A 12,906-nucleotide genomic window follows, 5' to 3' on the forward strand; every position below is an offset into this window, starting at 1 on the left:
ATGCAGACGCTCTTCACGATCGGCGTGCTGGTGGTCGTGGCCGCGGTGGCCGCCGCGATCTGGTGGCGTTCGCAGCGGAAGGCCGCCGCCGGCCGCGCCGGCCACTGGTTCAAAGCGTTCGCCGCGGAGCGGGGTGGCACGTTCGGCAGCGGTGACGGCGGGCCGGCCCCGTCCTTCGGCGTGTTTCACCCGACCGGGCGTCCCCTGGCCGGTGGGCCGGCGGACCCGTGGGTCGAGTTCCGCCTCGGCGACCGGCCGGTGCTCGCGATCGACACGCGGGAGTCCTACCGGAACTTCGACGACCACATCCACTTCCGCGACCTCCACGTGACGCAGGTGCGGGTGCCGCCGGGACCCCAGCTGCGGATCGTCCCGGGCCGGCCGGTGTCGATGCCGACGCTCCCGCCGGGCTCGGCGCTCGACGCCGAGGTGGCCCGGTGGCTGGCGGCGAACCCGCGGTTCGGGCAGCGGGAGGTCGTGGTCGAGAACGGCGCCGCGCGCACCTGGGGGCCGGGGTGCGCGACGCGGCAGAACCTCGCCGCCGACGCCCGGTACCTCGCCGACCTGGCCGATCACCTGCCGACGGCGCTGTGGAACTTCAGCGGCGGCGCGTCGTGAGGTGGGTCAGCGCCGCCGACAGCGCGAACACCAGCCCGAGGCCGACGACGTAGGGACCGGCGAGGAGCGCGAACCCGGCGCCGATGTTGGCGTCGGGCTGGTCCGAGGTCGCCCGGAAGCCGATCGCACCCACCGACAGCAGGATCGCCCCGGCGGTGATCAGCACGACGGCGACCACCGTGAGGCGCTTCGTGACGGGCGTCATGCCTTCATGGTGCCCGGGGCGGCGCGGATCCGCCGGACGGCGGGCTGGAAGATCCACGGCACGCTCGACAGGTCGCCGAGCGCCACCAGCAGCGACACCCCGGCGAGCAGGCCGGTGTTGAAGACGATGGCGCGGCCGCTCTTCCGGTACCCAGTCGAGGATCTCCTCGCGGATCCCGGCCAGCGCCCGCAGCCGCCTGCCGAGCCCACGGTGCGGGTCCACCGGCCGGTAGGTCCAGCGGGACGTCCGGGGGCAGGGCGCCCCGGGTGGGCGCCTCGGTGTCAACTGACATCCTCTTCCCTCACCCCGGTGTCGTCGGTTTCGCCGTCGTCGAGCACGCCCTGCTGCGCGGGCGGCGCCGAGGAGCCCCGCTCGAGCTGCTCGCGCGAGGGCGCCCCGGTCAGCTTGGTGATCAGCACGTTCGGGTCGAGGTTCGTCATGTCGAGGTAGCCGTGCTTGCCGAGCTCCCGGATCACCTCCAGGGTGATCTCCTCCTTGCGCAGGGTCTCCGCGCGCGCCAGGCCGTGGTCCTCCCGTCTCCACTTGCGCTCCTCGCGGGACTGCTCCCGCTCCCAGCGGCGCTGCTCGTTGCGGCGTTCGATCTCGAAGAGCCGCTCCTCGTGCTCGCGGTCCAACCGGGCCTGCCGGTCGGTGCGCTCGATCTCGGCGCGGTGGCGGTTCTCGGTCAGCAGCCGCTCGGCCAGGTCCGTCGCGTCCAGCGAGCCGACCACGGAGGCGTTGGCCAGCAGGCTGTCCGGGTTCTCGTCGATGATCTCGGCCGGCGCCGTGATCTCCGCGCGGTCGAGCTCGTAGCGCTGCTGCGCCGTGTCGAGCTCGTGCTGGTACTCGAGGCTGCGGCGGTTGCCCATGAGCCGGCGCACTTCGTCCGGCGTCAGCACTTCGACGCTGCGCAGCTCCACGGCGATGCCGGAGATCACCGGCGGCTTGACCGTGGTGAAGGCCTTGACCTGGGCGTTGACGTCCCGGCGGACTTCGTTGATCTCGTCGAGCCGGTACTTCAGGCCGAGCTCGAAGAACCGGTGGTGGCTCTTGAGGTAGGCCCGCAGCAGGGTCTGGGCGTCGCCGCGGCCTTCGCGCACCACGCTGACCGGGTTGGTCACCGTGCACACGAAGGTGACGCGCATGGTGAAGTCCTCGGCTTCGGCGCCCGGGATGGCCAGCTCGACGATCACCTCGGCGTCGCGGGTCAGGTCCACCAGGCTGACGTGCGTGGCGTTGACGACCTGTTCCTCGTCGAGGCGCCGCTGGGCGCTGTCGAGGACGTACTCGCCGTCGACGCGGTACACGAACACCTGGTGCGCGTTCGGCCGCGGCAGCTCGCCGTGCTCGCGGTATTCCTCGCGCCCGAAGAACTTCCCCTTCACCTGCGCGGGATCCAGGGAGCGTTGCTCGACGATCGGGTAGGACTCGGTCATGGCAGTGCGGCAGTCCTGAGCCGATGCAGCAGGCGGCACGGCCAGATGTTGAGCCAACAGGAAGCTACCTGTACGGGTACGGATTCGAAACTCGGCGAAGTCCGCCCGCATGAGGTCCCCCACCTCAGGAGGCAAGGCAACCAGAATGGCCCGCCCCAGCAAAGTGGCGACGGACCCGGGGTCATCGCATAGGTGCTTAAGGTCGCTCAGCGCGACCTTAAGGGCCTTCAGCGCACGGGTGCGGGTCGCTTTGTCGGTCAGAACAGCGGCCCACAAGCGGCCTTGGATGGGTGCAGCAGAGTCTCGTGCGCGGCAGAGGTAAGCGGTAGCAGCATGTCGACCGGAGTTTCGGTCTCGCGTCGACAGCACACTGAAAATGGCACGAATGGTCGCCCGCGCGTATTCGGGAGCAACGGATGGCTTCGCCAATTTCCTGTCGAGCAACGTCAGCACGACGCCAGCGTCCTCAGCACGCCTCGAGAGGGTGACGAACAAGCCTGCGAGAGCCGCGTTCGGATTTCCTGCGACGGTATGACTCTGCAAGATGAGTTGCCACAGGCGGTTACACGCTTCGGCGGGATATCTGGCGCCAAGCTCGCCACTCAGGACGACCGCCCCTGTCCATCGCTCAGCAGGACTTCCACGGGCCGCCCAGTGTGCGGCCAACCGCAAGGCCTCCGGAGCAAGTTCTTCGTCATAACTCAATAGCCAAAGGACGTGCGTCGCGGTCGCCTGGCCCGGCCCGCCCCGTCGCCCGTCGGCCCAGGGCGCAAGGATGTCGACCACCTCATCGAGGGCACACTTCGCGAGCAGGGCAAGACCCCCTGCGACGCGCAGACCTTCTTCGGGAATCACTTCGTCGAGCCACGCGGAGATACCACCCCAAAATGACTCATCCTCCCTGAACCACAACTCCTCCAAAACAAATCGACGATATTGGAACTCCCGGAAAACTGGACACTGTCGCACAACCTCATCCGAACCAACTTTCGCGATCTTGATCAGGTTTTCGCGAGCATAAAGCGCAACCCGGTTCTGCCGGAACAATCCACGTTTCTTCTCGACGATATCGGTTTCCTCGAGCAGAACCTCGGCGAGCTTGGCCTCGAGCTTGCCGAGCTGCGACTCGAAGATTCGTTGCCGTGTACCTTCGAGAAACGCCAACGCGGTAACAGCCAGATAATCACGCTCGTCGCGGTATTCGTCAAACCACGCCCGAACTCGCTCCTGCAGCGACGCGTCAAGCTTGGGCAGCGCCTCGTCGACCGTCATCCCCTCGGTAAGGTCGCCGGCGACGGCGACGAGGTCGGTCAGCCGCCCACCGTCGGGCCACGAGCGCACGACCCGCTCGCCGATCTCCTCCGCGTCCTCGAGACCGGCGAGGCGGACGCGCAGAACCCTACGCAGGTCCGGTGACTCCCAGCGCACCTGAGCCACCGCGTCGACTTCTCGCGTCCCGACTGCGACGACCGTGGTGACGACCAGGTAGGCCCCTTGGTCGCGGACACGGTCCCGGACCGTGCGCCACGTGAAGTCGGCATCGGCGGATCTTCGCTCTGCGATGTGGTCGGCGATGATGTATCCACTGCCGGCCATGTACTCGCGCTCCGCCAAGCTCTTGAGCTTGTGCATTGGGGACAGGACGTACAGGGGCCCGGCGGTGAGTTCGCGGAGCAGCGCCACGGCCCCGGAACGCTTCCCGGTTCCCCGATCGCCGTACAGACAGACGACGTGGTCCTTGCGCAGGGCGCTGAAGGTTGCGTCGTAACAGGCAGGTGAGACGTAGTACCTCAGCTCGGTCTGGACATCAGTGTCATCGAGCTTCCCGATGGCCGCCTTGACCTGAGCTGCCCCCTGCGAGCCGGCGCCGAATTCGGCGCCCGCAGCGTAGATCGGGGCATTGAACTGGTTCACCACGCGGGCGAGCTGTTCGGAGCAGTCGTCACCGAAGGCTGCATCCGGCTTCTCCGCCGGTTCTTCCTCGTCGCTCATGAGCCGTGTTTGATCCCGAAGACCGCGTTCGGGGCGTCGACGCTGCCGTTGACCACGGTGATCGCCTCGGCGCGGTAGTGCTGGCCCGCCGCGGCGGTCACCCGGGTGCCCGGCGGGTCCACCGGGTGCCCGGGCGGATCGGCCGAGAGCGCGGCGCCGTGCACGTCGTGGCCGGGGACCCGGAGCCAGGCCACGTCGGTGAACTCCTTGTGCCGCACCACGACTTCCCGGAACTCGCCCGGTTTCAGCGAGGTGTGGCGCTGGGCCACGACGTCGGTGTAGATCTGCCGCGACACGAGCACGGCCAGGCCGGCGTCCGGGAACGCGCGGAGGGCTCCGCGCAGCGGCGCGCTGTCGACGAGGCGGCTCACCCCCACGACGCCCTGTCCCGTCCAGCCGTTCGCGCCGGGCATCGCGACGCCGTGGTGGATCGCGATCCGCAGGCGCATCCGGGCTTCGGCCCTGAGGTCGTGGTTGTGGTCGGCGAGCGCGGCGGCCAGTTCGCGGACGTAGTCGTCCGTGACGGCCGGTTCGGGCGTGCCCGCCGGGAGGATCGCCAGTTCGCCGTCGCCGGCGCCCTGCCGGTGCCAGGCCGTCCGGTCCAGGCCGCACCGGGCGGCGGCGGTGTCCGCCACGGCCAGCAGACCGGACTGGATCGAAGCGTGCTGCCGGTCGTCCCGGCCGCCGTAGCCCTGGACGTCCATGGAAACGAGAAGATGACGGGAAAAATCGCTGCCGCGAGCCAAGGTCGTTGTCCTTTTCCGGAGGCGGTAGGAGATGAGCGCAGAGTCTGCCTGCTCTCCGTGACCAAGACTCCGGAAAATTCCGTGATCTGCACCGGTTCGTTAGCCAGGATCAGCGAACGCCACTAGCCCGTTCAGGTCAAGAATGGTTACTGTCCGGTATCGGTACGCGATGTAGTTCTTCTCCTTCAATTGACGGACAGCCAATTGGATCGCGTCCCGGCCGGCCCCGATCAGCTTGCCGAATTCCGGTTGCGAAAGCTGGATCCCCAGCCGGATCCCGGCCTCGCCGGGCGCCCCGTGGCGCTCGGCGAGTTCGAGCAGCACCCGGGCGAGGCGCACCGCCGTGTCGTACCCGGCGAAGTCGAGGCGACGGCGGTTGGCCCAGTCGAGCCGGTCGGCGAGCATGTGGCAGACCACCCGCCAGGCTTCTTCCCGCCGGCGCAGGAAGAGCCGGAACTGCTCCAGCGGGATCCGGTGCACCGTCATCGCCCCGCACGCCGTCACCGTGGCCGAGCGCGGGCCGTCCCGCAGCACCCCCATCTCGCCGACGAGATCGCCGCTGATCCGGATGCCCAGCAGGCTTTCGGTGCCGTTCCGGTCCGCCGCGGTGACCTTGACGGACGCCATCCGGGGCTGCTTCCCGTGCCCGAGCAGGAAAACGTGCGTGCTGGGCTCGCCCTGGTGCAGCAGCACGGTCCCGGCCGGACACGGTTTCGCGTTCCCCAGTCCCAGCAGCTCACCGGCCAGCGCACCCGGCAACCGGGACATGACCGTGCCACCGGGCCATTCCGCGTTGTTCCCGCCCGCAGCCAAACCGCACCCCCTCCTCCGCGAGTCCCGGACCGACCGCCGATCCGGTTCGTGCCCGCGAGCCCCCCTCGCGCGCCCTAGACAAATACCCGCGCCGAAGGCGGTTTGTCGATGCCGAGAAAAGGGCGCGGTCCACATCGCGGACCGCGCCGGGGTGATTCGGTGGAATTCGTGGGAAGCAGCGGGGAAACGCCGGTTTCCGCCGGGGCCCGCCTCAGAGCTTGGCGCCGCAATCGGAGCAGAACAGCGCTCCCGGCTTGTTGCTTTCGCTGCCGCAGCCGCCGCAGGCGACCTTGAGGGCCAAGGACGTACCGCAGGACGAGCAGAACTTGCCGCCGTCGGCCTTCAGGCCGCAGCCCGGGCAGGTGACCTTCGCGCGGGTGTCGATGTCCAGGTCCGACGTCCAGTCCTTCTCACGGGCCTTCTCCCAGATCTGGTCGCGCTGCGCCGAGGCCTGGGCGCGGGAGATCTCCTCGGCGACGCTCGGCGAGCAGCGCAGGCACTGACCGATCTCTTCGTTCCAGCACTGGTCGTGGCACATCCAGTCGCCGCAGCCGCGGCACTGGCGGAAGCTCGGGGTGATCTCCTCGACCGCCGCCGCCAGGGCGCGGTCCTTGGCCGGCGAGTTGGTCGCGCGGTCGTAGCGCCACTGGTCGGCCGAATTGCTCAGGTCGCGCAGGGTGCCGCCGAAGAAGGAGCCCACCGCGCGGAGCACGCTTCGGCCGGTTTCGACGTTGTCGCGCCGGAAGGCGGAGCGGAAGCCGTTGCCGCAGCGTTCACAGCGGAACTCGAACTGGTACCCCTGCAGGTTCGAGAGGTCCGAGAAGTTGTCCGTGAAGGGCACAGAGTCAGCCACGGCCCATCTTGGCCGGGAAACCGCGACCCCGGCGACGAGAGATTTGCCGACAACGGTCCGGCTACCGGCCGTCACGGGCCGCGGCGAACGCCAGCGGGAGCAGGGCCAGCACGCCGCCGACCACCGCGACCAGCGCGTACCCGCCGCCGGCGAACAGCGCGCCCGACCCCAGCCCGGCCAGCGCGGACGCCGACCACACGACCGCGTCGACCGTGCCCTGCACCCGGCGGCGCGTCTCGGGTGCCAGGTCCCGGCTCAGCTGCGCGCTGCCGCCGACGAACACCAGGTTCCAGCCGTAGCCGAGGAGGAACAACGCGAGCGGCAGGCCGGACGTGTGCGCCGTCGGGGCCGCTAGCGCCGTGGCCGACGCCACCGCCAGCACGCCGAGCCCGGCGTTGACCGCCACGCGCGGACCCCAGCGGTCGGCGATCCGGCCGGACAGCGGCGCCAGCGCGAACATCCCGGCCAGGTGCGCGCCGAGCACCCAGCCGACGGCGCCGAGGCCGTGCCCGTGTGCCTGCAGCTGCAACGGCGTCATCGTCATCACCGCTCCCATCGCGAGCTGCGCGGCGACCATCGCGACCAGCGGCCGCACGACGCCGGCCTGCCGCACCGGGCCGCGCGCGGCCGGTGGTCGCGGCGGGGGCACGTGCCGCGGGAGGAACGCCGCCGCCAGCGCCGCGCCCGCCGTGGCCAGGACCGCCACCGCCGCCGGACCGGACAGCGACGGCCAGCCGAAGCCGGCCGCGGCGCCGGCCGCCGGGGCCATCAGGGCCGGCCCGGCGAGCGCGCCCACGGTCCCGCCCCAGACGACGGTCGAGAGCGCGCGGCCCCGGCGGTCCTCCGGGTACAGGTCCGCGGCCAGGTACCGCGAGAGCTGCGCGCCGCCGTTGCCCAGGCCGACCAGCAGGATGCCCAGCAGCAGCGGCACGACCGACGTCGTCAGCGCGCCCGCGAACGCCACCAACGCGCCGGCCGCGGCGACGCCGTAGCCGCCGGCCAGCACCTTCCGGCTGCCGTGGACCGGCAGCAGTGTCCCGGCACCGAGCGCGCCCGCCGCGGTGCCGAGCACGTTCGCGACGCTCGGCAGGCCGCTCCAGACCGCACCGCTCCCGGCGGCGACGATCAGCGTGGCCGCGGTGCCGAGGCCGACCGTGGCCGTGTTGAGCAGTGCGACACCGGCGAACAACGCCCACACGGACCGGGTCCGGCCGGTCACCGTGAAAGTCCCCATGACCGGCAACGTTAGGGATTTCCGGCCGCGCTTCGAAGGGGCGGCGAACGGAATTCCGGTCGTCCGCCCCGCACAACGGAAGGAGAATGAGGCCCATGACCTTCCGTTCGGAAAAGGCGCTGGACGACGTCGACTGGCGGCTGCTCGACCTGCTGCAGGCCGACGGGCGGCTGTCGTTCAAGGAGCTCGGCCGCCGGATCAACCTGTCCGCGCCGGCGGTGGCCGAGCGGGTGCGGCGGCTGGAGGAGACCGGGGTGATCACCGGGTACCGCGCCCAGGTCGACGCGCGGCGCGCGGGCCAGCCGTTGCAGGCGTTCGTCGAGATGCGGTGCGCGCTGAGCAGCTGCCTGCTGAAGACGTCGAAGTCCGAGGACTACCCGGAGGTCGTGGAGATCCACCGGCTCTCCGGCGACCACTGCACGATGCTGAAGGTCCGGACCGCCTCGCTCGAGCACTTCGAGGGACTGCTGGAGCGGCTGGGCAAGCACGGCGAGCTGCGGTCGTCGGTGGTGCTGTCGACGCAGTTCGAAGGACGGCCGGTGCAGCCGCCCTCGGACGACTTCCTCCGCGCGACGACCTCCGAAGGCTGGTCCTGACGAAGAGCTGCCCGGAAGGCGGCTGATTCCCCCGGTGCCCAAGTGGTAGACGAGAGGGATGCCGATCTTGACTCGCCGGGTGCGCGCGCTCGCCGTCACCCTCGCCGCTCTGGGCGGCCTCGCCGCACCCGCGCCCGCGCAGGCCACCACGTCCGGTGCGTTCGTCGCGCTCTCCGACGTCGCGCCGTCGATCCTGCAGGACATCCGCTACGACACGCGGCACAACTTCGTCGGCCGCCGCATCGACGGGTACCGGCAGCCGCTGTGCATCCTGACCCGGCAGGCCGCCGACGGGCTGCGGAAGGCGCAGGCGCGGCTGGTCCGGCAGGGCTACACGCTCAAGGTGTACGACTGCTACCGGCCGCAGCGCGCCGTCGACCACTTCGTGCGGTGGGCGAAGGACCTCGCCGACGAGAAGATGAAGGCGGAGTTCTACCCGAACGTCGCCAAGGACCGGCTGTTCGCCGACGGGTACATCGCCGAGAAGTCGGGGCACAGCCGCGGCAGCACGATGGACCTGACGATCGTGCGGCTCCCGCCGGCGTTCCAGCGGCCGTACCTCCCGGGCGAGCCGCTCAAGGCGTGCTTCGCGCCGCGGGACCAGCGGTTCCCGGACAACACGGTCGACATGGGCACCGGCTACGACTGCTTCGACCCGCTGGCCCACACCGACAACCCGGCGATCACCGGCGTGGCCCGGCAGCACCGCGACCTGCTGCGGTCCACGATGGCCGCCGCGGGCTTCCGCAACCTGCCCGAGGAGTGGTGGCACTTCACGCTGAACGGCGAGCCGTTCCCGGACACCTACTTCGACTTCCCGGTCTCCCGGGGAAGCCTGCACTGAAGCGCAGCAGCGCCCCCGGTCCACTGTGGACCGGGGGCGCTGTCGTGTCCGTCAGGCCGCGTTCCGCCGCCGGCGGGCGGTGATCACCAGGCCGCCACCGAGCGCGAGGGCGATCAGCGCGAGCGCGCCGAGGCCGAGCGCGTCGACACCGGTGCTGGCCAGCCCGGAGCCGCTGCCCTGCCCACCGCCGGTCCCGCCGGTCCCACCGGTCCCGCCGGTGGTCGACGTCGGGGCACCGGCCGTGCAGTCCGCCGGGTTGGCGGGCACCTCCGGCAGCGGCGCGTCACCCTGCTCGGCCTCGATCTGGAGCTGGACCGGACGGTCCGCCGGGCCGCGGACGAAGATCGACCTGGGGTTCTCGTCCTTGACCTTCCAGCCCTTCGGCAGCAGGAAATAGAGCCGGTAGTCGGGGCCCGGCACCACGTCGTGGAACTCGAAGTGCCCCTTCCCGTCGGTCGTCTGCTCGGCGGTGACCGGGCAGTGCCGGTCGGACACCAGCACGACCTTGGCGCCGGCGACGCCCTGCTTGACCTCGCCCCGGTCGTCGTAGACCGCCACGTCGCCGACCACGGTCGCCTTGACTCCCGGTACCGCCGCCTGGGCGCTCCCGACCGGGTGGTCGTCGATGCCGACCTCCCGGTACCCGAAGTCGCAGTCCGCCGTGACGACACCGCTGTTCCGGGCCGCTTCCGGCACCCGCTCGGTGACGTCGAAGGTCCGCGTCTGCCCCGGGGCGATCGTCACGCCGTCGGCGAAGGTGTAGAGGTCACCCCAACCGGGCCCGGTCTTCAGCGCGAAGCCGGAGCCGAAGCGGTCGCACGCGGCCACGATGCCGGTGAGCGGGATCGAGCCGGAGTTGGCGAGCGTCACGGTGAGGTGCGCGAGATCACCGGCCTGGTAGCTGTCCTGGGTGAACACCAGCGACGCCTTCAGCGCACCCTTCATCGGCGGGACCGCGCGGATGAGCAGGTCCTTCGAGTCCGCTCCGACGTGCACGAACTGGAACGGGATCAGCCAGTCGCCGGCCGGCACGCCACCGAGGTAGTACGTGGCCGCCGGCACCTCGCCGAAGTCGATCTTCCCGCCGGGGCCGCTCGCGGCCTCGTACTGGTTCGAACCGTTGGCGTACCGCAGCGTGATGGGGATACCGGACAGCTGCTCGCCTTCGTCGAAGACGCCGTTGCCGTTCCGGTCGCCGTACACCGTGCCCTTGGTGGGCCGCAGGTTCTGCTGGACCTTCGCCGTGTCGCCGAAGTCGGCGACCCGACGGCCGTCGCTGTCGAACACCTGGCCTTCGAGGACCACTTCGGCCTGGGTGACGTCCCGGATCTTCGCCGTCTTCTTCAGCTCGAAGCTCTCCCCCGGCTGGAGGTCCACGCCCGACTGCTGGACGAGCTTGCCCCAGCCGTTGTCGTCGAAGTAGACGAGCAGGTCGGTCGGCTTGCTCATGCCCTGGGCGATGTGGAGGCCCTTGGCCGGGACCGTCCCGGTGTTGGTCATCTTGAAGGTGAAGGGGACGTCCTCGTCGGACTGGTAAACGTCCTTGTCGAGCTCGACGGACACGGCGATCTCCGCCCGGTCGTCCGCGGCGGCCCGCGGCTGAGCGGGCTTGCTCTCCGGCTCGGTGGAACTCGGCACCGTACTCGGCGCGGGCGGCGCCGGCGCTTCCGAGGTAGCCGGTGCTTCGGACGTGGCCGGCACCGTGGGTGTCGCGTCTTCCGCGGCCGCCGGACCGGCGAAAACGCTGGTCAGCACGGCTGCGGCCGTCAACGCGGCGAAACCGCGCGCAAGAGAGCTCGCGCTCCTGGACACGTTCACGAGAAATCACCCCTGCGCCGGCGAGCACCGAACACCAGGCCGCCACCGAGCGCGAGGGCGATCAGCGCGAGCGCGCCGAGGCCGAGCGCGTCGACACCGGTGCTGGCCAGCCCGGAGGCGCCGCTCTGGCCACCGCCGGTCCCACCGGTCCCGCCGGACGCGCCGGTCGTGGAAGTCGGGGGGACCGCGGTGCAGTCAGCGGGGTTGACCGGCACCGTCGGCAGGGGCGCGTCGCCTTCCTCCGCGTCGATCCGCCACGCGCGGTGGTTCTCCGGCGGGCCCCAGACACTGATCCACATCGGGTTCTCATACTTGATCTTCCAGCCCGCCGGAGGCAGCAGGTACAGGTGGAACTCCGGCCCGGGCGCGACATCGAGGAACTCGAAGTGGCCCTTCGCGTCGGTGATCCGCTCACCCACGACCGGGCAGTGCTGATCGGACACCAGCACGACCTTGACTCCGGCGAGCCCCTGCGCCACCTGGCCCTGATTGTCGAAAGTGCCGATGTTGCCCTCGACGACGGCCTTGCCACCCGGGACCGCCGCCTGCGTGTAGGTGTCCGCGTGGTTTTCGGAGTCGACCTCGGAGTAGCCGAAGTCGCAGGCGGCCATCACGAATCCCCGGTCGAACGCGGCCTGCGGGACCGCCTCGGACACGTCGATCACCCGGGTCTCCCCGGGGGCGATCGTCACCCCGTTCCCGGCGAGGTCGCCCCAGCCGGGAGTACGGCCGCTGAGCATGTAGGGGTCGCCGATGCGGTTGCACGCGGCCACGATGCCGACGAGCGGGATCGGCCCGGAGTTGGACAGGGTCACCGTGACGTGCGCGAGCTCCCCGACCTGGTAGCTGCTCTTGGTGAACTTCATCGTGGCCTTGAGCGCGCCGTTCAGCGGCGGTGCGCCGCGGAGGTCCAGCTTCGTGCCCTCGCCGATGTGGACGATGCGCCACGGGAACAGCCAGCCGTCGACCACGTCGCCGCCGAGGTAGTAGTCCGCGGCCGGCACCTTGAAGGTGAGATTGCCCTTCTCGTCGCTCGTCGCGGGGTAGCTGACGTCGCCGTGGACGTACCGGAGGGTGAGCTTGATCCCGGCCAGCTCTTCGCCGCTGTCGCGCGTGCCGCTGCCGTTCTTGTCGCCGTACACGACCCCCGACGCCTCGCCGGGGGTCTGGACGACCTTCGCCGACTCGTCGAAGGTCAGGTTGGACGGAGAGCCGGAACCGTCGAACACGACGCCCCGGAAGCGCACGGTGTCCTTGCCGATGTCCCGGATGTGCCCGGTCATCGCCAGCTCGTACGTCTGCCCCGGCTCGAGCTTGACCCCCCGCCCGTAGGACGTCAGGTCCTCCCAGCCCGGCACGGAGCCGACCTGCAGATCGGTCGGCTGGTCGAGGTGCTGGATGACCCAGACCCCGGTCGCGGTGGCGTTGCCGGTGTTCGTCAGCTTGAACGTGAAGCGGATGTCCTCGTCGGACGCGTGCTCGCCGCCGAAGCCGACGACCGCGACCTCGATGCGGGCGCGTGGCGCGGGCTCGTCCCGCGGCTCCGCCGCCGCGGGCTTGTTCTCCGGCTGGGTGGAACTCGGCGCGGAGCTCGGCTCCGGAACCGGCACTTCCGATGTGGACGGCGCTTCGGACGTGGCCGGTGCCGTCGATTCCGGAGTCGGATCCGCGGCCGCCGGACCGGCGAACACGCTGGTCAGCGCGACTACGGCGGTCAATGCGGCGAAACCGCGCGCGACAGATCTCGCGCT

The 12,906-nt window shown here is 70.5% G+C and carries 12 protein-coding genes; 3 read left to right on the top strand and 9 right to left on the bottom strand.

Translation table 11 applies throughout. From position 1 onward, the window contains the following. The gene (locus ACWEGE_RS02870) at nucleotides 1-618 is read left to right on the top strand and encodes a hypothetical protein (protein ID WP_449658733.1); all 618 of its coding nucleotides are present in this window, start codon (nucleotides 1-3) and stop codon (nucleotides 616-618) included. Here ACWEGE_RS02870 and ACWEGE_RS02875 read toward each other — a convergent pair. From ACWEGE_RS02875 to ACWEGE_RS02905, 7 genes are all read right to left on the bottom strand, one after another. Continuing rightward, nucleotides 599-823 carry a hypothetical protein gene (locus tag ACWEGE_RS02875; RefSeq protein ID WP_043781905.1) on the bottom strand — a complete coding sequence of 75 codons (225 nt, stop codon included), beginning with the start codon at nucleotides 821-823 and terminating at the stop codon, nucleotides 599-601. The genes ACWEGE_RS02870 and ACWEGE_RS02875 overlap by 20 nt on opposite strands. Next, the gene (locus ACWEGE_RS02880; RefSeq protein WP_449658734.1) at nucleotides 820-1,032 is read right to left on the bottom strand and encodes a hypothetical protein; all 213 of its coding nucleotides are present in this window, start codon (nucleotides 1,030-1,032) and stop codon (nucleotides 820-822) included. The genes ACWEGE_RS02875 and ACWEGE_RS02880 overlap by 4 nt, the downstream gene beginning before the upstream one ends. A gap of 72 nt (nucleotides 1,033-1,104) precedes the next feature. Next, nucleotides 1,105-4,251: a hypothetical protein gene (locus tag ACWEGE_RS02885; RefSeq protein WP_449658735.1), complete on the bottom strand. Its 3,147-nt coding sequence runs from the start codon at nucleotides 4,249-4,251 to the stop codon at nucleotides 1,105-1,107. Continuing rightward, the gene (locus ACWEGE_RS02890) at nucleotides 4,248-4,955 is read right to left on the bottom strand and encodes a hypothetical protein (protein ID WP_449658736.1); all 708 of its coding nucleotides are present in this window, start codon (nucleotides 4,953-4,955) and stop codon (nucleotides 4,248-4,250) included. Before ACWEGE_RS02890 ends, ACWEGE_RS02885 begins: the two co-directional genes overlap by 4 nt. A 141-nt stretch (nucleotides 4,956-5,096) precedes the next feature. Then, the gene (locus ACWEGE_RS02895) at nucleotides 5,097-5,765 is read right to left on the bottom strand and encodes a Crp/Fnr family transcriptional regulator (protein WP_449658737.1); all 669 of its coding nucleotides are present in this window, start codon (nucleotides 5,763-5,765) and stop codon (nucleotides 5,097-5,099) included. A 256-nt stretch (nucleotides 5,766-6,021) separates the two neighbouring features. After that, a complete protein-coding gene (locus ACWEGE_RS02900; protein WP_449658738.1) occupies nucleotides 6,022-6,663 on the bottom strand; it encodes a zinc ribbon domain-containing protein in 642 nt (213 codons plus the stop codon). 61 nt (nucleotides 6,664-6,724) lie between these two features. Beyond that, on the bottom strand, nucleotides 6,725-7,897 hold the full coding sequence (locus ACWEGE_RS02905; protein ID WP_449658739.1) for an MFS transporter: 1,173 nt from the start codon (nucleotides 7,895-7,897) through the stop codon (nucleotides 6,725-6,727). 95 nt (nucleotides 7,898-7,992) lie between these two features. Between ACWEGE_RS02905 and ACWEGE_RS02910 the strand changes: the two genes are divergently transcribed. Together ACWEGE_RS02910 and ACWEGE_RS02915 are read left to right on the top strand one after the other, a co-directional pair. Further along, entirely contained in the window at nucleotides 7,993-8,493 is a 501-nt protein-coding gene (locus ACWEGE_RS02910; protein ID WP_449658740.1) for an Lrp/AsnC family transcriptional regulator, read from the top strand. 58 nt (nucleotides 8,494-8,551) lie between these two features. Beyond that, nucleotides 8,552-9,337, top strand: coding sequence for a M15 family metallopeptidase (locus tag ACWEGE_RS02915; RefSeq protein WP_449658741.1), 786 nt, complete (start codon nucleotides 8,552-8,554; stop codon nucleotides 9,335-9,337). A gap of 51 nt (nucleotides 9,338-9,388) precedes the next feature. Here ACWEGE_RS02915 and ACWEGE_RS02920 read toward each other — a convergent pair whose 3' ends face one another. Then, nucleotides 9,389-11,155: a hypothetical protein gene (locus ACWEGE_RS02920; RefSeq protein WP_449658742.1), complete on the bottom strand. Its 1,767-nt coding sequence runs from the start codon at nucleotides 11,153-11,155 to the stop codon at nucleotides 9,389-9,391. Then, nucleotides 11,152-12,873, bottom strand: coding sequence for a hypothetical protein (locus tag ACWEGE_RS02925; protein ID WP_449658743.1), 1,722 nt, complete (start codon nucleotides 12,871-12,873; stop codon nucleotides 11,152-11,154). Before ACWEGE_RS02925 ends, ACWEGE_RS02920 begins: the two co-directional genes overlap by 4 nt. Nucleotides 12,874-12,906 lie beyond the last annotated feature (33 nt).

It is taken from the genome of Amycolatopsis sp. NPDC004747, assembly GCF_053601335.1.